The sequence below is a fragment of the Sphaerisporangium flaviroseum genome, assembly GCF_039537005.1.
Classification (GTDB): Bacteria; Actinomycetota; Actinomycetes; order Streptosporangiales; family Streptosporangiaceae; genus Sphaerisporangium; species Sphaerisporangium flaviroseum.
This window is the reverse complement of sequence record NZ_BAAAZR010000052.1, coordinates 167,437-192,202: the sequence shown is the minus strand read 5'-3', so window position 1 is coordinate 192,202 and position 24,766 is coordinate 167,437. Positions and strand designations below refer to the sequence as shown.

Annotated in this window: 24 protein-coding genes and 1 tRNA gene; 19 read left to right on the top strand and 6 right to left on the bottom strand. The window is 68.7% G+C overall.

Going from position 1 to position 24,766, the window contains the following annotated elements:
- Window positions 1–106: 106 nt before the first annotated feature.
- The 5 genes from ABD810_RS37465 (at window position 107) to ABD810_RS37445 (ending at window position 5,239) form a co-directional block, all read left to right on the top strand.
- On the top strand, window positions 107–499 hold the full coding sequence (locus ABD810_RS37465) for a GntR family transcriptional regulator (RefSeq protein WP_344952347.1): 393 nt from the start codon (window positions 107–109) through the stop codon (window positions 497–499).
- Between the two features lie 64 nt (window positions 500–563).
- Entirely contained in the window at window positions 564–1,451 is an 888-nt protein-coding gene (locus tag ABD810_RS37460) for an ABC transporter ATP-binding protein (RefSeq protein WP_344952345.1), read from the top strand.
- The gene (locus tag ABD810_RS37455; RefSeq protein ID WP_344952343.1) at window positions 1,448–2,512 is read left to right on the top strand and encodes an ABC transporter permease; all 1,065 of its coding nucleotides are present in this window, start codon (window positions 1,448–1,450) and stop codon (window positions 2,510–2,512) included. Before ABD810_RS37460 ends, ABD810_RS37455 begins: the two co-directional genes overlap by 4 nt.
- Window positions 2,509–3,942, top strand: a complete 1,434-nt coding sequence (locus ABD810_RS37450; protein ID WP_344952341.1) for a S41 family peptidase — start codon at window positions 2,509–2,511, stop codon at window positions 3,940–3,942. The genes ABD810_RS37455 and ABD810_RS37450 overlap by 4 nt, the downstream gene beginning before the upstream one ends.
- Before the next feature lie 82 nt (window positions 3,943–4,024).
- Window positions 4,025–5,239: an alpha/beta hydrolase family protein gene (locus ABD810_RS37445; protein WP_344952339.1), complete on the top strand. Its 1,215-nt coding sequence runs from the start codon at window positions 4,025–4,027 to the stop codon at window positions 5,237–5,239.
- Between the two features lie 68 nt (window positions 5,240–5,307).
- Here the strand turns inward: ABD810_RS37445 and ABD810_RS37440 are convergent, their stop codons facing one another.
- From ABD810_RS37440 to ABD810_RS37425, 4 genes are all read right to left on the bottom strand, one after another.
- On the bottom strand, window positions 5,308–6,657 hold the full coding sequence (locus ABD810_RS37440; protein ID WP_344952337.1) for a sensor histidine kinase: 1,350 nt from the start codon (window positions 6,655–6,657) through the stop codon (window positions 5,308–5,310).
- Window positions 6,654–7,415 (bottom strand): response regulator transcription factor, encoded by a 762-nt coding sequence (locus tag ABD810_RS37435; protein ID WP_344952335.1) that lies wholly within the window; start codon window positions 7,413–7,415, stop codon window positions 6,654–6,656. The genes ABD810_RS37440 and ABD810_RS37435 overlap by 4 nt, the downstream gene beginning before the upstream one ends.
- Before the next feature lie 11 nt (window positions 7,416–7,426).
- The gene (locus ABD810_RS37430; RefSeq protein ID WP_344952333.1) at window positions 7,427–7,945 is read right to left on the bottom strand and encodes a DUF5666 domain-containing protein; all 519 of its coding nucleotides are present in this window, start codon (window positions 7,943–7,945) and stop codon (window positions 7,427–7,429) included.
- Between the two features lie 101 nt (window positions 7,946–8,046).
- Window positions 8,047–8,778: a class I SAM-dependent methyltransferase gene (locus ABD810_RS37425; protein ID WP_344952331.1), complete on the bottom strand. Its 732-nt coding sequence runs from the start codon at window positions 8,776–8,778 to the stop codon at window positions 8,047–8,049.
- 272 nt (window positions 8,779–9,050) lie between these two features.
- Here ABD810_RS37425 and ABD810_RS37420 point away from each other — a divergent pair, with 272 nt between their 5' ends.
- The 5 genes from ABD810_RS37420 (at window position 9,051) to ABD810_RS37400 (ending at window position 14,608) form a co-directional block, all read left to right on the top strand.
- On the top strand, window positions 9,051–9,533 hold the full coding sequence (locus ABD810_RS37420; protein WP_344952329.1) for an RNA polymerase sigma factor: 483 nt from the start codon (window positions 9,051–9,053) through the stop codon (window positions 9,531–9,533).
- Window positions 9,520–10,263: a hypothetical protein gene (locus tag ABD810_RS37415; protein ID WP_344952327.1), complete on the top strand. Its 744-nt coding sequence runs from the start codon at window positions 9,520–9,522 to the stop codon at window positions 10,261–10,263. Before ABD810_RS37420 ends, ABD810_RS37415 begins: the two co-directional genes overlap by 14 nt.
- A gap of 130 nt (window positions 10,264–10,393) precedes the next feature.
- Complete coding sequence (locus tag ABD810_RS37410; RefSeq protein WP_344952325.1) at window positions 10,394–10,822, top strand: hypothetical protein; 429 nt, start codon at window positions 10,394–10,396, stop codon at window positions 10,820–10,822.
- A 406-nt stretch (window positions 10,823–11,228) separates the two neighbouring features.
- The gene (locus ABD810_RS37405; protein ID WP_344952323.1) at window positions 11,229–12,908 is read left to right on the top strand and encodes an RNA polymerase sigma factor; all 1,680 of its coding nucleotides are present in this window, start codon (window positions 11,229–11,231) and stop codon (window positions 12,906–12,908) included.
- 26 nt (window positions 12,909–12,934) lie between these two features.
- Window positions 12,935–14,608, top strand: coding sequence for a hypothetical protein (locus ABD810_RS37400; RefSeq protein ID WP_344952321.1), 1,674 nt, complete (start codon window positions 12,935–12,937; stop codon window positions 14,606–14,608).
- Between the two features lie 161 nt (window positions 14,609–14,769).
- Here ABD810_RS37400 and ABD810_RS37395 read toward each other — a convergent pair whose 3' ends face one another.
- Window positions 14,770–15,789, bottom strand: coding sequence for an adenosine deaminase (locus ABD810_RS37395; protein ID WP_344952319.1), 1,020 nt, complete (start codon window positions 15,787–15,789; stop codon window positions 14,770–14,772).
- A gap of 99 nt (window positions 15,790–15,888) precedes the next feature.
- Here ABD810_RS37395 and ABD810_RS37390 point away from each other — a divergent pair, with 99 nt between their 5' ends.
- Window positions 15,889–16,389: a SigE family RNA polymerase sigma factor gene (locus ABD810_RS37390; protein WP_344952317.1), complete on the top strand. Its 501-nt coding sequence runs from the start codon at window positions 15,889–15,891 to the stop codon at window positions 16,387–16,389.
- Window positions 16,299–17,276 carry a hypothetical protein gene (locus ABD810_RS37385; RefSeq protein WP_344952315.1) on the top strand — a complete coding sequence of 326 codons (978 nt, stop codon included), beginning with the start codon at window positions 16,299–16,301 and terminating at the stop codon, window positions 17,274–17,276. Before ABD810_RS37390 ends, ABD810_RS37385 begins: the two co-directional genes overlap by 91 nt.
- Before the next feature lie 1,367 nt (window positions 17,277–18,643).
- Here ABD810_RS37385 and ABD810_RS37380 read toward each other — a convergent pair.
- On the bottom strand, window positions 18,644–19,858 hold the full coding sequence (locus ABD810_RS37380; RefSeq protein WP_344952313.1) for a pyridoxal phosphate-dependent aminotransferase: 1,215 nt from the start codon (window positions 19,856–19,858) through the stop codon (window positions 18,644–18,646).
- A gap of 171 nt (window positions 19,859–20,029) precedes the next feature.
- Between ABD810_RS37380 and ABD810_RS37375 the strand changes: the two genes are divergently transcribed.
- From ABD810_RS37375 to rplJ, 7 genes are all read left to right on the top strand, one after another.
- Window positions 20,030–20,102 (top strand) — tRNA-Trp (locus ABD810_RS37375).
- A 74-nt stretch (window positions 20,103–20,176) separates the two neighbouring features.
- Entirely contained in the window at window positions 20,177–20,434 is a 258-nt protein-coding gene (gene secE / locus ABD810_RS37370) for a preprotein translocase subunit SecE (RefSeq protein WP_344952311.1), read from the top strand.
- A 76-nt stretch (window positions 20,435–20,510) separates the two neighbouring features.
- Window positions 20,511–21,317, top strand: coding sequence for a transcription termination/antitermination protein NusG (gene nusG / locus ABD810_RS37365; protein ID WP_344952309.1), 807 nt, complete (start codon window positions 20,511–20,513; stop codon window positions 21,315–21,317).
- A gap of 176 nt (window positions 21,318–21,493) precedes the next feature.
- Complete coding sequence (gene rplK / locus ABD810_RS37360; RefSeq protein WP_344952307.1) at window positions 21,494–21,925, top strand: 50S ribosomal protein L11; 432 nt, start codon at window positions 21,494–21,496, stop codon at window positions 21,923–21,925.
- A gap of 65 nt (window positions 21,926–21,990) precedes the next feature.
- Entirely contained in the window at window positions 21,991–22,710 is a 720-nt protein-coding gene (rplA, locus tag ABD810_RS37355; RefSeq protein WP_344952305.1) for a 50S ribosomal protein L1, read from the top strand.
- A gap of 251 nt (window positions 22,711–22,961) precedes the next feature.
- Entirely contained in the window at window positions 22,962–23,840 is an 879-nt protein-coding gene (locus tag ABD810_RS37350; RefSeq protein ID WP_344952303.1) for an SCO4651 family lipoprotein, read from the top strand.
- Window positions 23,841–24,172: 332 nt separating this feature from the next.
- Entirely contained in the window at window positions 24,173–24,751 is a 579-nt protein-coding gene (gene rplJ, locus ABD810_RS37345; protein ID WP_344952301.1) for a 50S ribosomal protein L10, read from the top strand.
- Window positions 24,752–24,766 lie beyond the last annotated feature (15 nt).

Sequence of the window (24,766 nt, the reverse complement as noted above, 5' to 3'; positions counted from 1 at the left end):
TGCGGGCGCAGCGCTGTGGCGAGCGGACGGAGGCGTGCCGGGAGATTTACGCCATTTCTACGCCTAGAGACCTATAGTCTTAGGAGAGTAGATAAATGGAGGAACGGTGATCGAGTTTCATCTGGACGTCCGGTCCGGTGTCTCGCCCTACCTGCAGCTGGTCCAGCAGGTGCGGCAGGCGCTGCGGCTGGGCCTGCTGCGCGAAGGAGACCGGCTTCCGACCGTCAAGGAGGTGGTGGCGCGGCTGGCGATCAACCCCAACACGGTGCTCAAGGCCTACCGGGAACTCGAGCACGAGGGCCTTGCGGCCGCCCGGCCAGGGGTCGGGACGTTCGTGACCAAGACGCTGACCGACGCCTCGCTGGCCGCGCACGGCCCGCTGCGTCAGGAGCTGCGGCGCTGGCTGGCCAAGGCCCGCATGGCCGGTCTCGACGACGAAAGCATCGAGGCCCTGTTCATCTCCACCTTTCGGACCGCCGCCCAGGAGGACATAGCGTGACCGAGCGAAGCGAGGGCATCAGCGAGCACCGCACCCTGGTCGTCAGAGCTCCCAAGGAGCTCTCATGACCGCTGTCATGCAGGCCCGAGGATTAGGCAAGAAGTACGGCAAGCGATGGGCGCTGAGAGACTGCACCATCGACATCCCCTCCGGGCACGTCGTCGGGATGGTAGGCCCCAACGGGGCGGGCAAGACCACGCTGCTGAAGATGGCCGGTGGCCAGCTGGCGCCGACGTCGGGCAGCATCACCGTGCTCGGCGGCCATCCCGCTGGTGGCCCGGCGCAGCTGGCCAAGGTCGGGTTCGTCGCCCAGGACACCCCCGTCTACGCGGGGCTGAGCGTCGCCGACCATCTGCGGCTGGGAGCCGGGCTCAACCCCGGCTGGGACGCCGCGCTCGCACGGGAACGCATCGAAGAGCTCGGCCTCGATCCCGCGCACCGGGCGGGAAAGCTGTCGGGCGGGCAGCGTGCCCAGCTCGCCCTGACCCTGGGCCTGGCCAAGCGGCCCGAGCTGCTGATCCTGGACGAGCCGGTCGCCTCGCTCGACCCGCTGGCCCGCCGCGAGTTCATGCAGGGCCTCATGGAGGCCGTCGCCGAGCACGAGTTCAGCGTGGTGCTCTCCTCGCACGTGGTCGCCGACCTGGAACGGACGTGCGACTACCTGATCGTGCTAGTCGACTCGCGCGTGCAGGTGTCCGGCGAGGTCGACAAGCTCCTGGCCACCCATCACCGGCTCACCGGACCGCGCCGCGACCCTGATCGCCTGCCCGGCGACCAGCATGTCGTCTCCGAGCGCCACACCGACCGGCAGAGCACCATCGTCGTCCGCACCGACTCCCCGATCCACGATCCCGCCTGGACGGTCAGCCGGCTCAGCATGGAAGACCTCGTCCTCGCCTACATGGAGAAGCCCGCCGCCACTCGGCCGGCGGCCCTGGAGGTGCAGCGATGATCTGGCTGACCTGGCGCCAGTTCCGCGGCGCGGCCGCGACGATGTCCGCAGTGCTCCTCGTGCTCGCCGCCGCCCTGGTGCTGACCGGCCCTGAGCTGGCCTCCGACTATTCCACCGGGATCGCCGCCTGCACCCAGAGCGGTGACTGCACGCGCTTCTTCGACCGGTTCTTCGACGACTACGAGGCCCCCTTCCTGATCGTCACCGTCATCGTGCTGGTGCTGCCGGGCCTGGTCGGTCTCTTCTGGGGGGCGCCGCTGATCACCCGTGAGCTGGAGGCCGGCACTCACCTGCTGGTGTGGAACCAGAGCATCACCCGCACTCGCTGGCTGGCCGTCAAACTCGCGCTCATCGGCCTGGCCGCCATGGCCGCCGCCTGCCTGTGCAGCCTCGCGGTGACGTGGTGGTCCGGGCCCCTGGACAGGTCCGCCGCCCCGGGCTTCGCGCTGATGGATCCCCTGGTGTTCGGCGCGCGAGGTGTCGCCCCCATGGGGTACGCGGCCTTCGCCTTCGTCCTCGGTGTGACCGTGGGGATGCTCGTCCGCCGTACCCTGCCCGCCATGGCCGTCACCCTGGCCCTCTTCGCCGCGGTTCAGATCGCCATGCCGCTGACGGTCCGGCCCCACCTGCTCCCTCCGGTCGTCTCGACCTTCGAGGTCGGCCCTGCGAACGTGGATTCGTTGATGTTGCCTCGCAACGGATCTCCGAGAATGCTCCTGGAGTCGGCGATACCCGGCCACGCGGGCGCCTGGGTCCTGTCCAGCCACCTCCTCGATCCGTCCGGACGCCCGACCGACGCCGACGCCCTCGGCGCCGTCGTTCCGGTGTCGGTGACCTCAGGACCCTGCTCACCGGGAGCGCAGGCACAGGCAGCGCAGTCGGGAGGGCCCGTGGACGGGTGCATCGCCGAGATCAACCGGCTGGGCTACCGGCAACAGGCGACCTACCAGCCCTTCGACCGTTTCTGGCCCTTCCAGTGGATCGAGACCGGGATCTACGCCCTCCTCACCCTCGGTGTTTCTGGGTTCTGCTTCTGGTGGATCCGAAGGCGCCTGTCATGACCCTCAAGACCGTGACGGCCGGGCTCGTCCTCTTCCTGGCGGTCGGTTGCACGGGACAGACGCCGCCGCGCAGCCAATCCGGCAAGTCGGCCCTCGCCGGACCGTCCGCATGCCCGCAGCCTCAGGGGGGCGCCGATCGCCGGCCGGAGACGCCCACCACGATCGACGTCATCGAGCAGGCCTACCTCTGTATCCTCGCCGACTACTACAGCGGGGCCACGCTGGACGCCCGCTCGCTGCTGAGCGCGGGTTTCGTCGCCTTCACGCAAGAGCTCAACCGCAGCGGGCGCGACCTGGCCGAGGCGACCATGCCGGCGTTGACCGGTGACCGGAAAGCCGATTGGGCCGCGTTCGAGGCGGTCTACCGGCGCAACACCGATCGGTTACCCGACGACCTCGAAGAGAAGCTGGCCGCCGTCACCCTGAAGGGCATCGTGGCCGGCCTGGGCGACAACCACGCTCGCTGGATGTACGGCGCTCAGCGGCCACCCGACTCCTACGACGGTGACCAGTACGGCCTGGGTCTCAAGGCCAACGTGGGTCCCCAGGTGACCGACAACCCCGGGACCGCCCTGCCACCGCTGTTCGTGGTCACCGTCCTGGGCGGACCGGCCAAGGCCGCCGGGCTGCGCCCCGGCGACATCGTCGAATCGATCAACGGATCGGCGCCCTTCAGCAACGGACAGGTCACCCCGGCCGCTGTCACCGCGCTCTACCCGCGATATCCGGAAGCCGGTCCGGTCCGGCTCGAACTGCTGCGGCAGGACACCGGCCGCCGCTGGACCGTGACGCTGAAGCCCGGCCTGTACCAGCCTGATCCAGCAACCATGGAAGCGGTGTCATCCAGGCTGCTGCGGGAGAGCATCGCCTATGTACGGCTGAGCGGCTTCGCGTCCGACGCCGCGGAGAGGGTTTTCCGGGCGATCTCCCGGCTGGGCACCGGCCAGACGCTCACCGGCGTCGTGCTCGACCTGCGCGGCAACGGCGGCGGCGGTCCCGAGGAGGTGAACCGGCTGCTGGGCGGGTTCGCCCACGGCAAGGTCACCGCGTACCAGTGCACCGTGGACGGCACGTGCGAGACCATGCGGACCGATGACAGCGTCGCGCTGCTCAACCTGCCGCTGGTGGTGCTCACCGACCGCGGTTGTGCCTCGGCGTGCGAGCACTTCAGCTCCGCCGTCAAGGACCTTGGTGTCGGACGGCTGGTCGGAACGCGGACCGCGGGTGTCGTCTCCGGTCCGGCACGGCCGTACGTCCTCAGCAACAACACCGTCCTGGCGTTCCCGTCGCGGCACCACCTGGCCCCTGACCGCGAGGTGATCGACCGAGTCGGCGTGGCACCCGACCTCTACGTGCCGCTGACCCCCAAGGACGCCGCCGCCGGGCGCGACCCCGTTCTGGCCAGGGCCCTGACCCTGCTGCGCAAGTGACGATTCCGGCGGAACCGGCCACGTAGGCCGTGTAGGCCTTCCCCTGCCATCAGGTCGTCCCGTCGAAAGGACGGACCGCTTCATGAAGCATGCCATCGAACCACCGAAGAAGATCTTGCGTGGTGGCCTGGTGGCCGCCGCCGGGCTGGTCGTCCTCGCCGCGGCCGCCTGCTCCGCGCCCACCCCTCCCAGGTCCGTCGCCGCGTCCATCAGCCCGTCGGCCAGACCCACCGGGCCCCTGACCCTGCCCGCGCCCACCGGTACCCATCCGGTCGGCACCACCGCCCTGTTCCTGAAGGACACCTCACGCCCCGACCCATGGGTGCCAGAAGCGAAGGCCAGGGAGCTCAAGGTCACCCTGTGGTACCCGACGCGGGCGCGTGAGGGGCGGCGGGCCCAATACATGACTCCGAAGGAGTCGGAGCTCATCCTGAAGGGCAAGAAGGTGACCGGCGCGCCGTATGACGTGCTGAGCAAGACACGCACCAACGCCTTCAGCGACGCGAAACCGGCAGGGCGCAAGGGCAGCCTGGCCCTGGTGGTGCTGTCGCCCGGGTTCACCATGCCCTCGAGCACGCTCACAACCCTGGCCGAGGAACTGGCCGGCAGTGGGTATGTGGTGGCCGGCATCGACCATACGTATGAGAACTACGCGACGACCTTCCCGGACGGGCGGATCGCCGAATGCGTCGCGTGCGACAGCGACTCGGACTTCGGCTTCGGCACGAAGGTGGTCGGGGTTCGGGCGGCCGATGTCTCCTTCGTGCTCGACCGGCTGACCGGGTCGAGCGCGAAGTGGGAGGGCTCCTCCCTGATCGACCCGTCCAAGATCGCGATGGCCGGCCAGTCGATCGGTGGGGCCGGGACCGTGGCGGCCATGGTGAAGGACTCCCGGGTACGCGCCGGGATCAACATGGACGGCACCACGTACGCCCGCATCCCGAAGAGCGGGCTGTCACGGCCGTTCATGTTCCTGGGCTCGGCAGGCCACCCGCCCGGAGGCCGCGACAATTCGTGGGACCGCGACTGGAAACTCCTGACCGGATGGAAGCGTTGGCTGTTGCTGTCCGGCGGGGAGCACCAGTCCTTCACCGACGTGCCGCTCCTGGCGGAGGTGCTCGGCCTCGGCCACCCAGGGGAGCTGTCCCCGGCCCGCTCCGCGGAGATCACTCGCACGTACGTCCGGGCCTTCTTCGACCTGCACCTGCATACCAGGCGCCAACCCCTGCTGGACGAACCGTCGCCCCGCTACCCCGAGGTCAAGCTCTGCACCCCGGACAACAAGATTTGCGGTTAGCGGATCGCTGTCAGCGCCCGAACTCCTGCTTCTCGCGCCGGTGGAGGGCGACCGGCCTATGTAGTCTCCTAGCGGGCCGCGAAGTCGGGCAGTTCCACCCGCACGACGGTGCCCCTGCCCGGCAGTGATCGCAGCGTGGCCTGACCTCCATGGGCGGTGGCGATGGCCCGCACGATCGCCAGGCCGAGGCCGCTGCCGTCGCTGGAGGAGGCGTGGTGGAACCGGTCGAAGGCCAGCGCGGCGTTCTCCGGGGACATGCCGGGCCCGTCGTCGCCCACCTCCACGACCGCGGGAGGCGCCAGCCGTACTGTGGCCGCGGTGCCGGGCGGGGTGTGGGCGCGCACGTTGGCGAGGAGGTTCACCAGCACCTGCCGGATCCTGGCCTCGTCGACGACGGCGACCATCGTGTCCGGCGCCTCGACGGTCACCGGGTGGTCGGGGGTGATGGCGGTGAAGTCGTCGGCCACCTCGACGGCCACCGCCGTCAGGTCGACGGGCGCCATGGTGAGCGGCGTCCCCTTGTCGAGCCGGGCCAGCTCCAGCAGTTCCGACACCAGCCGGGTCATTCGCGTCGCCTCGTCCTCGATGCGGCGCATGACCTGCGGGATCTCATCGTCCGGGATCGCTCCCTGACGGTAGAGCTCCGCGTACCCGTGGATCGTGGTGAGCGGGTTGCGCAGCTCGTGGGAGGCGTCGGCCGCGAACCGGCGCACGCGTTCCTCCGACGCCCAGCGGGCCGCGAACGCGTCCTGGATCCGGGTCAGCATGACGTTGATCGTCGACCCGAGCCGCCCGGCCTCGGACCTGCCCTCCGGCATCCGGGCGGACAGGTCGCCGCCCTCGGTGACGAGCTGAGCGGTCCTCGCCATACGCGACAGCGGGGCGAGGCCCTTGCCGATCAGCGACCTGCCGAGCAGGAGCAACAGGGCCATCAGCACGGCTCCGGTGACCAGCTCGGTGAGGACCAGGTTCCGGATCGCGTCCCTGACCTCGTCGAGCGGCACGGCGACGACCACGATGCGGTTGCCGGTGGTCATCCGCGCCGCCGCCGCCCGCAGGCGGCCGCTCAGGGCGAAGGGCTCGCCCTTGTCCGCCAGCGCCCCGAGCGTGGCCGCCCCCAACCCCTCAAGGATGGCCGGGACGTTCTGGGCCTCGGAGTCGTCTCCGGACACCAGCCTTCCCCGTCCCGTGGAGACGTTGTACACCGCCGCCGCGTACGTCGGGCCCGCGTTGACGAGCGCGATGCCGGACACCCGGACGAGCTTCGCCGCCGAGGCCCTGGCGGTGGCGGTGAGCGTCGCGTCCGTACGGTCGAGCATGTGACCGCGGAGCACGAGGACGCTGACCACGGACAGCATGGCGAGGCCGACGGCCGTGACGGACAGCAGGCCGGCCAGGAGGCGCCCTCTGAGCGTCACGGTAGGTCCGGGAGCCTGTCGGCCTGGCGCTCGGCGTCATGGGGAGGGCGCAGGGCGTACCCCACGCCGCGCTGGGTGTGGATCAGGGGAGGGCCGAGAGGGTCGAGCTTGCGCCGGAGGTAGGAGACGTAGGTCTCCACCACCTGCGACTGGGTGCCGAACCCCCACACGTTCTCCAGGAGCTGGGCCTTGGTGAGAACCTGCCCGGGATGCCGCATCAGGAAGGCCAGCAGCCGGAACTCGGTGGGCGAGAGCTCGACCGGCCTGCCGCCCCGGCGTACCTCCCAGCGGGCCTCGTCGAGCTCCAGGTCCGCGACGGACAGGATCGCCTGGTCGGCCCCCGTGAGGGTCTGGTCGGTGCTGGAGGAGCTCTGACGGCTGCCCCGCCTCAGCACCGCCCGCGCCCGGGCGACCAGGGCCTCCACCGAGAACGGCTTGGTGACGTAGTCGTCGCCGCCCAGTGTGAGGCCGTGCACGGTGTCCGCCGGGGCGTCACGCGCCGTCAGGAAGATGACCGGAACGTCGTCTCCCTGGGCGCGCAACCGCCGGCAGAGCTCGAATCCATCGAGATCGGGAAGCATGACATCGAGCACCAGAAGGTCGGGTGCCCCTGCCCTGGCCAGCTCCAGCGCCTCGTACCCGCGCGCGGCGCTGACCACCTCGAACCCGTGGAACCGGAGCGCGACACCCACCAGATCGCGGATGTTGCGCTCGTCGTCGACGACGAGGACCACCGGCTTGTTCGTCTGGTCGCTCATGCGTCCTGTGATCACTCCTTGGAGCGTTTGGGGACCACCACTCCCTGCGCGGACCGGGCGTCGCCGTCGGGCTGTCCCAGCACGAACACCTTGTCGCCGGTCGCCAGCGCCGACGGAGTGGACTTAGCGCCATTCTTCCGGATTTTGGTGTTCCCGGTGACCGACCAGGTCCAGCTCACGCCATCGGCGCTCCTGACGGTGAGCGACGTGCCGGATGCGGCGGTCACGTCGCCGCGCTGCCAGGTGTAGGCGACGAACTCCGTGCCACGGCGGAGGGTGGCGTCCCCGTGGACGCCGATGAGACCCCTGCGGATGCCCAGACGCGGCCTGAGGCCGTCCTTGTCCTTCCCCGCCTCGGTGAGGCCGATGGCCTCGTACGCCGCGGAGTCGCTGGAGTCGGCGGCCAGCAGATCGTACGGAACGCCGGCGGGCTCGGCCGACTGCCGGCCCACGGCGACGCCTCCGAGGACGCCGACGGCCAGGGCGCCGGCCACCGCGCTACCGATCACCGCTTTGGATGGATTTCTCATGTCTCCAGATCACCGCGCGCGGCTAGGAGAAGTGCGAGGAATCCCTGTGGTTTCCCGAAGAACACGTTTCACAGAGGACGCGGTTTCAGTAATGACGCGTTTCAGTGCGGGACGCGGGCGACGCAGAAGACGGTCTGGCCGAACGGCGGCCGGATGAACCGCTCGATGAAGCGGGTGGTCGGCACGACGGTGCGGTCGTAGATCTTGACCAGCCGGGGGTCGGGATAGCCGACGCCGCCCCGGCGCACGGCCGCCCACCAGGCGATGCCGCCCAGGAAGTTGATCGGCTTGAGCACGTCGGCCTTCAGCCCCGCCTCGGCGACGGTCTTGCCGAGCGTCGTGGGGGTGTAGCGGGTGACGTGCCCGACCTTGCGGTCGAAGTCCCCATAGAGCTGCATGTAACCGGGCACCCAGATGATGATGCGGCCGCCGGGCTGGGTGACCCTCGCCAGGGAACGCAGCGCCTCCACGTCCTCCTCGATGTGCTCGAGGACGTTCATCATCACCACGGTGTCCACGGGGTCTTCGAGCGGGATGTCGGTGGGGAGGCCGAACTGCAGCACGTCGATGTCGTCGCGGTCCTCGAAACGCTTGCCGAGTTGCTCGACGCAGTAAGGGTCGAAGTCGCTGACCACGAGCCGGTCGAGACGGGGCAGGAACTGCTCGGCGAAGTGGCCGAGGCCTGAGCCGATCTCCAGCATCGACCTGCCGACATGCGGGGCGACCATGTCGAACTCGTACTGCCGGTAGTTCTTGGCCTCATCGCCACCAAGGTGGTTCTCCAAGGCCTCGTCACCGGCCGCCGGTTGCACCACGCGGTCATACCCAGACATGCGTCCCGCCCAGCTTCGCTCACTCAAAACCGCGGTCCCCTCGGAACCACGGCCACGGATGGGCACCGAGTCTATCTGTCCCTTCTCGGCGAAGGTCACAACTTCCCGGCGAGCCGAGGTGGAAACAACCATGGCCCTTCCGTGGCCTGGGCTTTGCGTAACCGGTACTTGAGAAACTACCTTTTGTCGCTAAAGGATCAGCCGAGGAGCTCCCGACGGACGACGACGAGGCGATAACCCGGTCACTGGCCGGCGACCTCGCCGCCTACGAGGTGCTGGTCGCGCGGTACAGCGCGGTGGCGCACCGTACCGCCGCGCTGCTCGGAGCCGGGAACGAGGCCGAGGACGTCGTCCAGGAAGCCTTCGTCAAGGCGTTCCGGCACCTGTCGGGGTTTCGGCGCGAGGCCGCCTTCAAGCCGTGGCTGCTCCGGATCGTGGCCAACGAGACCCACACGATGACCCGCTCACGCGGGCGCCGTGTCGACCTGGTGCTGAAGATCGGCGCCGAGCCGGAGCAGAGAGCGCCTGGTGATCCGGAAGGTGCCGCCATCGCCACCGATCGGCGCGCCAGGCTCCTGGAGGCCGTACGAACCTTGCCGGAAGGGGAACGTAACGCGGTCATCTGCCGGTATTTCCTTCAGCTGTCAGAAGCGGAGACCGCAGAGGTCCTGGGGTGCCCGCTCGGCTCGGTGAAGTCCCGGACGTTCCGCGGGCTGGCCAAGCTACGGAAGGAGGTGGGCCATGAACTCTCCTGACGACCTGGAGGCCGAGCTGCGAGCGCTCGGCGAGGCGCTTGAGACGCCCGCCCCGCCTCCCGCCGCCGTGGCCGCCTCCGTACGGGCCCGCCTGGAGCGGCCTCAGACGGTCCCAGAGCCCGCGGCACGGCGCCCCGAGCCCGCGGCTCGGCAGCGCCGGCGGTGGGTCGCCACCGGGATCGCGGCGCTGCTGGCCGCCCTGCTCGGCTTCACGCCGCAGGGCCAGGCCGCCGTGGCGCAGGTGCTGCGGTTCGCGGGCATCGAGATCCACGTCGGCGAGCCGGAGCCGGTGCCTTCCGGGGTGCCGAGCCCGTTGCCCGGCGAGAAGCACGTCGCGCTGGACCAGGCGCGGGAGACGGTGAAGTTCCCGTTCCTCGTGCCGGCGAAGCTCGGAGAGCCTGACGATGTGCGGGTGAGCGACGGGGGCCGCGTGGTCTCGCTGTTCTGGCCCGGAGTCCGGCTGGACGCCTACGACGGGCTGCTCGACGTGGTCTGGCGCAAGGACCTCGGTGAACCGTGGCCGGAGAACGTCCAGATCGGCTCGTCCCCGGGCTGGTGGGTCTCCGGTCCGCACAGCCTGACGTACCTTCCGTCCGGTGGCGGGACGAGCGAGTCGCTCCAGCGGCGCGCGGAGTCCACGCTGATCTGGCAGCGGGAGGGGGTCGGCTACCGCCTCGAAGGGCCGACAGACGTGCTCCGCGCCCGGGAGATCGCCGAATCGCTCCGCTGACGCACCCGCACCCGCCAGAGTGCACGTCAGCGCACCGCCACCCCCCCGGAGCGCATCGTCAGCCCCCGGAGCGCGGCGTCACCCGCCGGGTGGGGGCGGGGGAAGGGTCGGGCCGGTCTCGGGGATGGTGGTGCCAGACGGCTTGGACGAGGGCTTCACGGTGGGCTTGGAGGAAGCGGGAGGCGGCGGCGGAGCCGTCGGGCCCGTCTGCCCGGTGGGCGACCTGACCGGCCTGGGGCCCTTCCTGGCCGCGGGCGGCTTCGAGGGAGCCCGGGACGATGCGGCCGGGGGCGGGGGCAGGGCCGTCCGCAGACCTCTGGGCGCCGGAGAAGCGCTCTTGCGCTTACGGGCCGCCTGGTCTGAGGCCGGCGGCGGTGGTGGCGAGTCGACGACGCCCGAGAGCCCCGAAGAGGTCGGCTTCGGGCTGCGCAGGCTCGTAGGGGTCTGGATCGCGGCGGGGGTGTCGGACCCCGAGGAGCCGGGCCAGGCGAACCAGATGCCGGCTCCCGCCGCCACCAGCAGGGTCAGCCCGACGATGATGGGACCGCCCCTTTCATGACCCAGCCAGCGCCTGGGCTCGTCGTCGTCGTCCATATCGATTGAGGTCTCCCACGTGCGCCATCGGTCTCCTCGCGGGCCGCTTCCGGCTCCACGCGGATCACTACCGGTCGAATCCTTGGCATACGGCGGACGACGTCGTGGTGAAGTGTGATCATCCCAGTTGTCTCGCACGATGCTCTGTCTCCGTGGGCGGGATCGACGTCGGCTGCTTGATGCACATCGTGGCGATCGTCACTACATGTGCATTCATGTGGGGGTAAAGACCACAAGGCAGTCAACAGAGTATAGAAGTTTGTTATGTAACAAAAGTGATATGAGAAACTGACGCTCCCTCCCGTATATTTCTGACTGCTTTGCCAGTAGCAGATTTATCATTTGCAACTATGTCAGGAGAGCTGAGCCCCGTGCTGAGGAGGGATGATCCCGCCGCGCTCGAACGGCTGTGCCGCGAGTATGGAGATCATCTCTATGACTACTGTCAGTCATTGCTGGATGACGACGATGCTCTCTCCGCGACGGTGGGCGCGCTCTACGGAGCCGTGGCCCACACCGACCGGCTGTACGACGCCACTCGCCTGCGGGCCTGGCTCTACGCTCTGGCCCGCGCCGAATGCCAGTCCCGGCTCGCCGGGGTCGCACACAAGGGCTCCTACGCCCGGCAGGGACGCGGAGGCGCGCCCGAGTTGGCCGTCGAAGTGCTCGCCTGCCTGGAACCCCGCGAACGCGAGATCCTCGACCTGACACTGCGCCATGGCCTGAAGTCGGATGAGGTGGCCCGGGTCCTCGACATCTCGGTCGACTCGGTGGAGACGGCCGCCCGCTCAGGCAGGCGCCACGCCGAGCACTGGCTGGCCGCCGTCATGGACGCCCGCAACGCCACTCCGCGGTGTTCGGTCCTGCCCGACCTGGTGAAGTCGTGGGTGGAGTCGCCGACCCGCCTGCTGCGCGCCCACATCAGCCGGCACGTCCGCTCCTGCAAGGACTGCCAGGCCGCGACCTCTACGGTCACCATGACCGCGCTGATGACGCGGATGCCCATCCTGGCCAGCCCCGCCCCGTCCGAGCGGCTCTTCGCCGGTGCCGACGCCTCCTTCACCGCGGCCGAGACGCGCACCGAGAGCTGGCACCCTGACGGGTTCCCCGTGCAGCCCGACGTCCTGGAGGACCCGCCTCCGCCCGAGGCCCCGCTGACGGTGGAAGAGGGCTTCACCCCCGAGCGGGCCGAGGGCGTCAAGCCGCCCACGGAGTTCTGGGAGCCCGACCCCGACACCGACGACCCCGAGAGCCGCATCAGATGGGGACGGGTCGGCCTGGTGACGCTGGTGTCCGTCGCCTCGACGGGCGTCATCTGGTCGCTGCTGTTCGCCCCGAGCCCCAACAGGCCGATCGACGTCGAGGCGGCCGGCGGCACGATCGTCGTCACGCCCGGCGAATCGCTGCCGCCGCTGGTCGACTCCCCGCCCCCGCCGCCACCCGGCGGCACCGGCATGCCCTCGGGGACCGCGACGCCCACGGCCGGCGCCACCCGGCCGGGTGCGGCGCCGCCCACCGGGTCCGTGCCGCTGGTCCCGCCGCCGACCGGCAAGGCCAAGCCCTCGGCGACGCCGACGGCCAAGAAACGTACCGACCCGCCTTCGAACGACGGGCCCAACAACCCCCCGCCGCCTCCCAAGACCACGGCGCCGAAGTCGTCGCCCAAGTCGTCTCCCAAGGAGAGCTCGCAGCCGCAGACCAAGCAGACCACGAAGGCGCCGCCTCCACCTCCTCCACCGCCTCCACCCCCGTCCTTCGTGGCGTCCACGACGTCGGTGGACGTCGGCGGCAACCGCCAGGGCTCGGTGACGGTGCGTTCCGGAGCGGGATCGATCACCTGGCAGGCACTCGGCAGGGACATCACCACTTCTCCCGGTACCGGCAGCACCGGTGACGGGCAGAGCTCGACGATCGGATTCACCATACGGAGCTCGGGCGCCTGCGGGACGCAGCAGGAGGCGTACATGTCAATCTCCTGGTCCGGCGACAACAAAGGCATCAAGGGCTCCGGAACGATCGGCGTGAACATCACCTACACGAAGTCCTGCTAGGGACTGATCACGAGGAGAGTCCGCGTATGTCCCAGTTGCGCAAACGCGAGTGGATCATCGCGCTCATCGCGGTGATCGCCACGCTCACAATCGGCATCCCCACCGGTATGGCCCTGGCCGACCCGGTCGCGACCGAGGTCTCCAACAGCGAGTGCGACGAAATCCTGGGCACGGGCACTCCCGAGTACATGTACTGCTCCTGGATGGCCAAGACGCCCAGGGACGCCCTTGAGGTCGTCCGCTTCTGGGGACAGAACGACGGCGAGAAGCTGAAGGAAGCGGTGCCCTATCCCGGCCCGGTCCTGTTCTGCATGGACAAGACCAACAAGGGTCCCGGCATGCAGGACTGCGCCGACAAGGACCAGGTCCTGTGCAAGTACGACCAGAGCGCCGGCAAGTACGTGTGCAAGGACACCAGCGGCAACATCACCAACCCTCCGGCCAAGGCGTGCCAGGGCGGGGAGTTCGACTGCTCGCGTCAGTCCGGCACTCCGACCGCCAATTCCGGCCAGACCACGGCCGGCCCGGTTCCAACACCGGACGTGACCACACAAGACCAGACGACGCAGAACCAGACCACGCAGAACCAGACCACACAGGATCAGACGACGCAGGATCAGACGGATCCCAGCGGCCGGCCGCTGAACTCCGAGCAGGCGCCGGTGGTCGAGAACTCGACGCTCCCGGACGGGAACGATGAGGTCGCGACGCCCAGCGCCAGCGCGAGCGTGAACGACCCGCAGCCGACCGCGTCGTCCGCGCCCGAGCCGACCGCGTCCTCCGAGCCCGAGCCGAGCGCCACCCCCACCGCGTCCAAGCAGCCGCTCGCGGCGCCCAACGACGCCACGGGCAAGGCGGCCGCCGCCGCCGTCAAGCTCGGCATGCGAGTCTGGATCGAGAGCGAGCTGGCCCCCGCGTGGACGGCGGGCCAGGACCAGTTCGACGCGGCGGTCGCCTCGATGGCCGCGCAGGCCGGCAGGCCCGGGGTGGTGGGCGTGAAGTTCGCCCAGGACCTCGGCTACTGGGGCTTCAAGTCCGCGACCGACGTGCGCAAGTTCGTCAAGGACGCCTCCGCCGCCCTGCGCGCGGCGATGCCGGCCGGCAAGCAGCTCGCCGTCGACGTGGTGGTGCCCGAGATGGGCTGCGGTGTCTCCCAGCCCTGCCAGGCCGCGCTGCGCGCCAAGTACCCGCTGATCACCCGGGCCAACGTCGAGAAGTACGTGCTCACCGGCGACGTGGACCACGTCAACGTCTCCAGCGGCCTGTTCGCCAGCGAGTACGCCAAGTTCAAGATCACCGCGGACAAGGCGCTGCGCAACCAGTGGATCGCCGTACGGGCCCGCGGCTGGGACACCCGCGTCCACATCGGCGCACGCGAGGTGGGCCTGGCCCACAGCGGAGCGACCAAGCTCACCGCCGCGCAGGCGGAGGCCGCGGCCAAGCTACGCGTCGACCTGCCCCTGCAGGCGGGCGTGCAGACGGTCATGCTGTGGACCCACCGCCAGAGCTGGGACGGCTCCACGTGGCGGATCCTCGACCAGGGCCTGGCCACCAACACCATGTGGAAGGCACTCCAGGCCCGCAAGGGACTCGGCCGGCTGTCGGTCACCTTCGACGCCAGCGACCCCGAGGTGGGAATCGCCCAGGACCTGACCAAGCTCGCCCAGGTCTTCAACGAGGTCTACATCCACTCGCAGTGACGCACCACCCCCGGTGACCTGCCTCGCAGGTCACCGGGGAAGCGCGATCGTCTCCCTGACGGTGGTGACGGTTACCACCGGGGGAGCGCGAACGGTGAAGGCGTTTCCTGAAGGTGGTGATCCGCCTCGCGGGTCACCACCGGGAAGCCCGGTCCGGTTTCTCAGCTCCCGTCGGCGAGCCAGGTGTCGATGCTTTCTATGAGTTCCTTCTTGTAGGAGTCCGGCGCGGTCGAGGCGCGGATCGACTGGCGGGCCAGCTCGGCGATCTCCGCGTCGCGGAAGCCGTAGACGTCGCGCGCCAGCTCGTACTGCGGCAGGAGCCGCGCGCCGAAGAGCAGCGGGTCGTCGGCGCCCAGCGCGATCGGCACCCCAGCGTCGAACAGGCGCTTCACCGGCACATCGGCGACCCGCGGCGCGACGCCTAGGCCGACGTTGGAGGTCGGGCACACCTCGCAGGCGATCTGGCGGTCCGCGAGGCGCTCCATCAGCCGCTGGGATTCGGCGGCCCGGATCCCGTGGCCGATGCGGTCGGCGTCCAGGTCGTCCACGCACTCGGCGATGCTCGCCGCCCCGGACAGCTCGCCGCCGTGGGGCACGGCCAGCAGCCCCGCGCGCTTGGCGATGCGGAACGCCCCGTCGAAGTCACGGGCCCGGCCACGGCGCTCGTCGTTGGACAGGCCGAAGCCGACCACCCCCTTGTTGATGTACTGGACGGCGAGGCGCGCGAGGGTCTTGGCGTCGAGAGGGTGCCGGGTGCGGTTGGCCGCGACGATCACACCGATGCCGACGCCCGCCGACCTGGCGGCCTTCCCGGCCGCGTCGAGGACCAGCTCCAGCGTCGCGGTCAGCCCGCCGAACCGCTGGGCGTAACCCGAGGGGTCGACCTGGATCTCCAGCCACCGGGATCCCTCGGCGGCCTCGTCCTCGGCGGCCTCCCGCAGCAACCGGTAGACGTCCTCCTCGCGGCGGAGCACCGAGCGCGCGATGTCGTACAGCCGCTGGAACCGGAACCAGCCCCGCTCATCCGTCGCCCGTAACTGGGGCGGCCAATCTTGCACCAGAGCGTCCGGCAGGTGGACACCTTGGTCCCGCGCGAGCTCCAGAAGGGTCGAATGTCTCATGGACCCGGTGAAGTGCAGGTGGAGATGGGCTTTGGGGAGTTCGACGAGCGGGCGTGCCATCTCCATATCCTGCCGTACGCCGTCGGCGCGCCGACGGCGACTCCACCACTCAACCCGCGCGGGCGCTCGTGCGTTGGGGAGGGCGAAAGGGGATCTGCCATGACGGAAGAAGACGAAGCCGCCTTTGACGAGTTCCTGGCCGCCCGGACCACCGCTCTGCTCCGCACGGCCGTTCTCGTCTGCGGCGCTTCGGCTCACGATGCCGAGGACCTCGTCCAGGGCGCGCTGGAGAAGGTGTACCGGCACTGGCCCCGGATCCGGCACGACAACCCGGAGTCGTACGCGAGGCGTGTGGTCGTCAACGCGGCCATCTCCCGGTCGCGGCGCCGCAAGGTGATCCACGAGATCACCTTCGCGCGCCCGCCGGAGACGGCGGCGCCCCAGTTCGACCTCGATCTACGTGATGCCCTCATAGAGGAGCTCCGGCTCCTCCCGGCACGGATGCGCGCGGTCGTCGTCCTGCGCTACTGGGAGGACCTGTCGGAGATCGAGACGGCCTCGCTGCTCGGATGCTCGGTCGGAACGGTGAAAAGCCAGGCCGCACGCGGGCTGGCGAGGATGCGGGCGCGAATCGGCGCCCTGAAGGGAACGTCGGTATGAACATCGAGGATGAACTCAAGGAAGCCATGTCCGCCCATGTCGCGAACGTGCGCGCATCCGCGATGACGGGTCAGACGATCCGCCGGAGGCACCGTTCGCACGTCATGCGGTTTCGTACGGCGGGTGTGGCCGCGCTGACCGTGGTGGTCGCCGGGGCGTTCCCCGCCTACACGGCGCTGACCTCCGGGACGGCGGCACCCGGGCTGGGCGGCCCGGCCACGGGGCCCACGGAGCCGGCCGTGCCGCCGGAGTCGGCCGCCCCGCCGGAGTCGGCCGCCCCGCCGGAAGGCACGGCCGGACCGGTAGCGCCATCGGAAAGCCCGTCGGACGGGGTCGACGTGGCGACACCAGAACCGTTGCCGACCGAAACTCCGCGACCCTCGCCGAGTGACGCGACCGCCGAGCCCCAGGTGAGCATGCCGCAGGATCTCGGCGACCTCGGAGACGGGCGGGAATTCGGCGGCATCCGCGTGAATTACCTGCCTGATCACCTGGAATGGGGACAATGGTCGGGCAAAAATGGTTTCGGCACCACCAGTTACACGACCACGTGGAATGAGCCGGGGGCGGAACCCGGGATGTACGCGGTGCAGATCGTCGTGTTCGAGGGCGAGGCCGCACAGCAAATGAAGCCCCGCCTGCAGTCGTACAGGGGCGACAAGGCGGCCAAGCGTGTATCGGTACGCGGCGCGGACGGCGTCATCGCCAATCTGGGAGAGGCCTCCGAGGTCATCAAGACCGACGGAACGCCGACGATCCTGTGGTTCGTGAAGCGCAACCTCGCCGTGGAAGTCATGCTCAGCCCGGTCCTGGCCGAAAGACTCGGCACCCAGGGCACCGCGACCGAGCTCAAGAAGATCGCCAACGGCATCCGCGCCACCGGCTGACCTTTAGACGTACGGCTCGTAGACGTACGGCTCGGGTACGCAGGATGGACCAAAGCCCGTCCGATGCCGGCTGACCCTTAGACGTACGGCTCGCGCCCTCTCACCCCAGAAACGGCGCGAGCCGTGCATTTTGGATTGGGCTGCCTTGGGGGTGGGGGAGGGGCGGTTCGTGCGGTGGTTGATCAGCGTTGGGGAGGCCCTGCCGGTACCCGTTTGATTGGGGTACCGGGTTGTTTCCCGCCCGGTGTTGGGGCTGTGGTGGAGGCGGGGGTGGGGAGGGTTTGTTGGTGCGGTGGTTGATCAGTGTTGGTGAGGCTCTCCCGGTACCCGTTTGATCGGGGTACCCGGCTGCTTCCCACCCGAGTTGAGACCATCTGCTTAAGGGCTGGAGTGGGTGCTCGCTGAAGCGGAGTCGTAAAGGAGTTACCGCCATGGCAGGAAGGTCCCACTCTGTGCCGTCATCGGGGTCGTACTGCGTGGGTGGGGAGCAGTTGAGTCCCCGCTGCAATGGGTTCCGGAGCACCGGGTTGCTTCCCAGTCGAGATCTTCAGCGAAGGGGCCGGAGTGGGGCGGTGCTCGCTGAGGCTGGCCGTGTAGAAGCTCCCGCCATGGCCGGAAGATCCCACTCTGTGCCGTCACCGGGGTGGTACTGCCTGGGTGGGAAGCACTCGGGTACCCGATCAAATGGGTGCCGGGAGGGCCTCATACCGGGTCGTCAATCACCCGCACAAATAACCAGCGCCCCTCGCACGAACGAACCGTCGCCCTTGGTGCGCACGAACCGTCGTCCACCCCGTGCGTACGAGCCCTGTGTACGCGTACGTACGAACGATCGTCTGCCGCGTGCGTACGAGCGGTTGTCCACTGCTCCCGTACGTACGGTTGCCCACTGCTCCCCTATGAACGGTTGTGCACCGCGTCGACCTTGCCCCGCTACCCCGGCATCTCGGCGCGGCCACCATCCACTCCGTTCCGGTCCTGGGGATGGTCCAATCGCGGGTGGGCAGCACTCGGGTACCCCGATCAAATGGGTGCCGGGAGGGCCTCATACCGGGTCGTCAATCACTCGCACGAATAACCAGCGCCCCTCGCACGAACAAGCCGATCAACCCTCGCGCGAACAAGCCGATCACCCCCCGCATGAACAGGTCGATCACCCCCGTACCAACAACCCCCACAACCCGCCCCCCACCAATGGACAACGAGCAAAGCGAAGGCCCGGACCTAACGGCCCGGGCCTTCGTAGTCGGTGGTGATCTGCCGATCCCCCCGTTGCCGGATGTAACCAGCCGATCAACACAAAGCCGGCTGATCAGTGACCCAGATGATCAAAGGTGCCCAGAGATGACCGAAGCGTGCGACGACGATCAGCGTGCCTCGGCGAGGAGCTTGGCGAGGCGGCTGACGCCCTCGACCAGGTCGTCGTCGCCGAGAGCGTACGACAGGCGGAAGTAGCCCGGCGTGCCGAACGCCTCGCCCGGGACCAGGGCGACCTCGGCCTCCTCGAGGATCACTTCGGCGAGCTCGGCGGAGGTCTGCGGGCGCTTGCCCCGGAGTTCCTTGCCGAGAAGCTGCTTGACCGAGGGGTAGACGTAGAAGGCGCCGAACGGCTCGGGGCAGAGGACGCCCGGGATCTCGTTCAGCATGCGGACCATGGTCTGGCGGCGGCGGTCGAACGCCTCCCGCATGAGCGCCACGGCCGACAGGTCACCGGAGACGGCCGCGAGCGCCGCCGCCTGGGCGACGTTCGAGACGTTCGAGGTGGCGTGGGACTGCAGGTTGGTCGCGGCCTTGACGACGTCCTTCGGGCCGATCATCCAGCCCACCCGCCAGCCGGTCATGGCGTATGTCTTGGCGACGCCGTTGAGGATGACGACGCGGTCGTTCAGCTCGGGCACGGCCGTCGCGATGCTGGTGAAGGCGACGTCGCCGTAGACCAGGTGCTCGTAGATCTCGTCGGTGACGACCCACAGGCCGTGCTCGGCGGCCCAGCGGCCGATCGCCTGGACCTCCTCGGGGGAGTAGACGGCGCCGGTCGGGTTGGACGGCGAGACGAACAGCAGGACCTTGGTGCGCTCGGTGCGCGCGGCCTCCAACTGGCCGACCGAGGCGAGGTACCCGCTGGTCTCGTCGGTCACGACGTCGACCTGGACGCCGCCGGCGAGCTTGATGGCCTCGGGATAGGTCGTCCAGTAGGGAGCGACCACCAGGACCTCGTCACCCGGGTCGAGCAGCGTGGCGAACGCCTCGTACACGGCCTGCTTGCCGCCGTTGGTGACCAGCACCTGCGATGCCTCGACCTCGTAGCCTGAGTCGCGCCGCGTCTTGTCGGCGATGGCCTGCTTGAGCTCGGGGAGGCCGCCGGCCGGCGTGTACTTGTGGAACCTGGGGTTCCCGCAGGCCTCGACGGCGGCCGCGACGATGTAATCGGGCGTCGGGAAGTCGGGCTCGCCGGCGCCAAAGCCGATGACCGGGCGACCTTCCGCCTTCATCGCCTTGGCCTTGGCGTCCACGGCCAGGGTGGCGGACTCTGAGATCGCGGAGATGCGCGCTGAGATGCGAGGACGGGTCATACCATCCATGTTTCCAGACGTCCTGCACCGCTGCGGCCGCATATCCAAGATATGGACAAGCGGCAGAAACCCATGGCGTGCCGCACGAGTTGGTTCGACGTGAGGCGCATTGACCCGTACACTTCTGCAACTAGTGAGCGACGCGCCTCGGGCTGCTCGGGGTAAGGTGGTTCACGGCATAGGGCACTAGCGCAATTGGTAGCGCACCGGTCTCCAAAACCGGCGGTTGGGGGTTCGAGTCCCTCGTGCCCTGCGGAGTGCGGTCCGCGCACCGATGGCGTGTATGCCGCCGAAAGTTGCGTAGGAACGACGGATCAGGTGAGGACTGTGGCGATCGACACCCGCGGCGAAGCCGCTGAAGGGCCTAGCAAGCCGTCTGGCACGACCGCTAAGAAGCGCACCTCTCCCGCCCTTTTCTACCGGCAAGTGGTCGCCGAGCTGCGCAAGGTGATCTGGCCGACGCGCAAGGATCTGATCTCTTACACCACCGTGGTCCTCGTCTTCGTCCTGATAATGGTCGGGATCGTTTCCGGGATAGACTTCTTGCTCACGAAGGGTGTGCTGGCGGTCTTCGGCGGAGCCTGAGCCGGCCGCCGCGCGACAGCCGTCTTCTACCGGACGGTAGGAGATCGCAACATCGACGAGAGAAGAAAGAGTCACCGTGTCCGAGTCCCCACTGTCGGCTGGCGCATCCCACGAGGAGTGGGAGGGCGAGCCGGAAGAGGCGATCGAGATCACCGATGAGTCAGGCGAGGCCGACTCCTCCGGTGATGCCGAAGAGCTCGGCGACGCCGCCACCTCAGATGATGAAGAGGAGTCCGGCGGCGACGCCGAGGCTCAGGTCGGCGCCGTCGACGAAGACGGTGATCTCGTTCCCGATGTCGACCCCATCGAAGAGTTCAAGCGGACCATGCGCGGCATGCCCGGCGAGTGGTACGTCATCCACTCCTACGCCGGTTATGAGAACCGCGTGAAGTCCAACATCGAGACCCGCACCCAGTCCCTCAACATGGAGGACTACCTCTTCCAGGTCGAGGTGCCGGTTCACACCGTCACCGAGATGAAGGGCGGCAAGCGCACCCCGGTCAAGGAGCGCGTGCTCCCGGGGTACGTGCTGGTGCGCATGGAGCTCACCGACGAGTCCTGGTCCGCGGTGCGTAACACGCCGGGTGTGACCGGATTCGTGGGCCTGTCGAACAGGCCGAGCCCGCTGAGCCTCGACGAGGTCGCCAAGCTGCTCGCGCCGGAGCCCACCGAGACGACCAAGACGACAGCCGCCAAGGCCGCCGCCGCGACCGTCGACTTCGAGGTCGGCGAGTCGGTCACCGTCATGGACGGCCCCTTCGCCACCCTGCCCGCCACGGTCAGCGAGATCAGTGCCGAGTCGCAGAAGCTCAAGGTGCTCGTCTCGATCTTCGGCCGTGAGACGCCGGTCGAGCTGTCGTTCAACCAGGTCTCCAAGATCTGACAGCTGACCAGGTCTCCGCGATCTGACGGCGCGCATACACTGATAAGTCGTCCCCACGGATCAACGACTTCGTGGGGGTAATCCCGAGGGAGCATGGCCATCCTGGCCGTTGCATGCCCCGGGGGCTCTCACGCCCTGTGGGAGTTTCGCAGGAGTTAAGGACCCGGAGTAGGACAATGCCTCCAAAGAAGAAGATCGCGGCCCTGGTCAAGGTCCAGCTTCCCGCTGGTCAGGCCACGCCCGCCCCGCCGGTCGGTACCGCCCTCGGCCCGCATGGCGTCAACATCATGGACTTCGTCAAGCAGTACAACGCTGCTACCGAGGCCCAGCGGGGCAACATCATCCCCGTCGAGATCACCATCTTCGAAGACCGCAGCTTCACCTTCATCACGAAGACGCCGCCGGCGCCTGAGCTGATCAAGAAGGCCGCGGGTCTCGACAAGGCCAGCGCCAACCCGCTCCGCGACAAGGTGGGCAAGCTCACCAAGGAGCAGCTGCGCCAGATCGCCGAGACGAAGATGCCCGACCTCAACGCCAACGACATCGAGGCGGCCGAGAAGATCATCGCCGGCACCGCCCGGTCGATGGGCATCACGATCGCCGACTGACAAGAGAAACACCGTGGGAGGGCCAGGCGCTGGCCCATGACCACATACTCCACAAGGAGAAGCCAGTGAAGCGCAGCAAGAACTACCGCAAGGCGTCCGAGCAGTTCGACGACGAGCAGCTGTACACCCCGGTCGACGCGGCCAAGCTCGCCAAGAGCACCTCGGTCACCAAGTTCGACGCGACCGTCGAGGTGGCACTGCGGCTGGGCGTCGACCCCCGCAAGGCCGACCAGATGGTCCGCGGCACCGTCAACCTCCCGCACGGCACCGGCAAGACCGCCCGGGTCCTGGTCTTCGCGACCGGCGACCGTGCCGAGGAGGCCCGCGCCGCGGGCGCCGACATCGTCGGCGCCGACGAGCTGATCGAAGAGATCGCCAAGGGCAACCGGCTCAACGAGTTCGACGCCGTCGTGGCCACGCCCGACCTCATGGGCAAGGTGGGCCGCCTCGGCCGCGTGCTCGGCCCCCGTGGTCTCATGCCGAACCCCAAGACCGGCACCGTCACGCCGGCCGTGGCCAAGGCCGTGACCGAGATCAAGGGTGGAAAGATCGAGTTCCGTGTCGACCGGCACGCGAACCTTCACTTCATCATCGGCAAGGTGTCGTTCCCGGAGCGCCAGCTCCTGGAGAACTACGCCGCCGCGCTCGACGAGATCATCCGTCTCAAGCCGTCCGCGGCCAAGGGGCGCTATCTCCGCAAGGTGACCTTCTCCACGTCCATGGGCCCGGGCATCCCGGTCGACCCGAACGTGACGCGGGCCATCACCGCCGACCTCGACGCCTGAGCGTTCCTCAGCCCCCGAATTCGAGCACTAACCGTGCTCGGCTTCTGACGGTGACGAGCGGCTAAAGGGTCTCCGCCTTAGGGCGGAGACCCTTTTTGTATTTCCCGTAGGACCCTTCTTTGCAGGTGGGAGCCTATTTCCCCGGTGTATGGGCCCCGGAGGCCATAAGGCCGATGCGCACAAGGCGCCGCACGGGGTAGTGCTGGCGCGTAGGGTCGAATGTAATTCCGGGGGATACGAAGGGATACCAAGTGAAGCGTCGAATGACACCCGCGATCGCGGCCGTGGGCTCGGCCATGCTCATCGCGGTATCAGCATGTGGCCAGGCCCCGCAGCAGTCGACCACGTCTCTCGGCGCGGTCCAGCTTTCCGCTGCGGAGACGCTCCAGCAGAGCGTCAAGAACACCGAGACCGTCGAGTCGTACACCGCACAGCTCGCGCTGGACTTCAACTCTCCCAAGGAGGGCGCGGGAACGGTGAAGGGCACGATGGTCTACCACCAGAAGCCCCAGATCGCCTCCGACGTCACCCTTGACCAGATCAACGTGAGCGGGCAGAACGTTCCCGGCGGCGTGCGGGTGATCCTGCTGGGCCAGACCGCCTACGTGAAGGTCGACCTGCTCAGCAAGCTCGTCGGCGGCACCAAGCCCTGGATCAAGATAGACCTCGCCAAGGCGGGCCAGTCCGCCGGCGTCGACGTCGGCCAGTTCCTGGCGCAGGCGCAGCAGATGGACCTGCAGAGCAGCGTGAAGATGCTGACGACCTCCAAGGACGTCACCAAGGTCGGCACCGAGACGGTCGGTGGCGTCGACACGACCCACTACAAGGGCACGTTCACGGTCGCCGAGGCGGTCAAGCAGCTCACGCCCGAGATGCAGCAGAGGCTGCAGGGTCAGCTCGCCAACGTCAAGGACATGAAGTTCGACGCGTGGATCGACGGCCAGAGCCTGCCCCGCAAGGTGGAGATGAACGGGGGAGCGGCCGAGGGCACCTTCAAGCTGACCTCGTTGTTCACCTCGTTCAACGACGCCGCTGAGGTCGCGGCCCCGCCGGCCGACCAGGTGGGCGAGCTGCCCGAGAACCTGGGCGACGTCAAGGGTCTCGAGGGCACCGGCGGCGCGGGTAGCTGACCCCGCTTCGTACCCCTGTAGGCCCCTGTAGGCGCCAACGCACCCCGCGGCTCGGCCGCGGGGTGCGTTGCCTGGATTTGGCGTAACGAGTAAGACCCCGTACAGTGATGAATGCCGAAGACCGCCGGTCGTCGCTGAGCCTGTCAATGGCTCGGTGGCCCAAGGTTCACGAGTGTGGACGGCCCGCGTAGGTGTGATGTGAGTTTCCATGTGGTGCTCGTGCGGCCCGGCCGCCCGAAGCCCGTGTGTGAGCCCCGTGCGCCTGCGCCGGGGCTTTTCCGTTTTCTCGGACCTGTGGGCCCTTCGCCGGTGGCACATCTGGAAGGAGGCCCATGGCGAGGGCGGAAAAGGCGACTGCGGTCGCCGAGCTCAAGGATCGCTTCGAGAGCTCGAATGCCGCTGTCCTGACCGAGTACCGCGGTCTCACCGTGGCGCAGCTGAAGCAGCTGCGCACCACGCTCGGTGGGAATGCGAAGTTCGCCGTGGCGAAGAACACGCTGTCCAAGATCGCGGCCAACGAGGCCGGGGTCACTGTCCTGGACGATCTGTTCCAGGGCCCGACCGCGATCGCGTTCGTCAGTGGCGACGTGGTCGAGGCGGCCAAGGGCCTGCGTGACTTTGCCAAGGCCAATCCCCTCCTGGTCATCAAGGGTGGTGTCGTCGACGGAAGGTCGATGACTCCGGCCGAGATCACGACGCTTGCCGACCTTGAGTCGCGCGAGGTCCTGCTCGCGAAGCTGGCCGGCGCGATGAAGGCGAAGCAGTCTCAGGCCGCCGCCACGTTCAACGCGCTGCCCACCACCATGGCCCGGCTCGTCGAGGCTCTGCGCGTCAAGCGCGATGAGGCCGGCGGCGCCGAGACCACGGGGCAGGCCGACAGCGCTGAGACCAGCGCGGAAGCCGGCGAGTAGGTCGGGCGCGAAAGC

Bases quoted from the DNA above. Each gene is read 5' to 3' on its own strand.
- ABD810_RS37460 (WP_344952345.1), top strand. From the start codon at position 564: ATGACCGCTGTCATGCAGGCCCGAGGATTAGGCAAGAAGTACGGCAAG.
- ABD810_RS37455 (WP_344952343.1), top strand. From the start codon at position 1,448: ATGATCTGGCTGACCTGGCGCCAGTTCCGCGGCGCGGCCGCGACGATG.
- ABD810_RS37450 (WP_344952341.1), top strand. From the start codon at position 2,509: ATGACCCTCAAGACCGTGACGGCCGGGCTCGTCCTCTTCCTGGCGGTC.
- ABD810_RS37445 (WP_344952339.1), top strand. From the start codon at position 4,025: ATGAAGCATGCCATCGAACCACCGAAGAAGATCTTGCGTGGTGGCCTG.
- ABD810_RS37435 (WP_344952335.1), bottom strand. From the start codon at position 7,415: ATGAGCGACCAGACGAACAAGCCGGTGGTCCTCGTCGTCGACGACGAG.
- ABD810_RS37430 (WP_344952333.1), bottom strand. From the start codon at position 7,945: ATGAGAAATCCATCCAAAGCGGTGATCGGTAGCGCGGTGGCCGGCGCC.
- ABD810_RS37425 (WP_344952331.1), bottom strand. From the start codon at position 8,778: ATGTCTGGGTATGACCGCGTGGTGCAACCGGCGGCCGGTGACGAGGCC.
- ABD810_RS37415 (WP_344952327.1), top strand. From the start codon at position 9,520: ATGAACTCTCCTGACGACCTGGAGGCCGAGCTGCGAGCGCTCGGCGAG.
- ABD810_RS37400 (WP_344952321.1), top strand. From the start codon at position 12,935: ATGTCCCAGTTGCGCAAACGCGAGTGGATCATCGCGCTCATCGCGGTG.
- ABD810_RS37395 (WP_344952319.1), bottom strand. From the start codon at position 15,789: ATGGCACGCCCGCTCGTCGAACTCCCCAAAGCCCATCTCCACCTGCAC.
- ABD810_RS37390 (WP_344952317.1), top strand. From the start codon at position 15,889: ATGACGGAAGAAGACGAAGCCGCCTTTGACGAGTTCCTGGCCGCCCGG.
- ABD810_RS37385 (WP_344952315.1), top strand. From the start codon at position 16,299: ATGCTCGGTCGGAACGGTGAAAAGCCAGGCCGCACGCGGGCTGGCGAG.
- ABD810_RS37380 (WP_344952313.1), bottom strand. From the start codon at position 19,858: ATGGATGGTATGACCCGTCCTCGCATCTCAGCGCGCATCTCCGCGATC.
- rplK (WP_344952307.1), top strand. From the start codon at position 21,494: ATGCCTCCAAAGAAGAAGATCGCGGCCCTGGTCAAGGTCCAGCTTCCC.
- rplJ (WP_344952301.1), top strand. From the start codon at position 24,173: ATGGCGAGGGCGGAAAAGGCGACTGCGGTCGCCGAGCTCAAGGATCGC.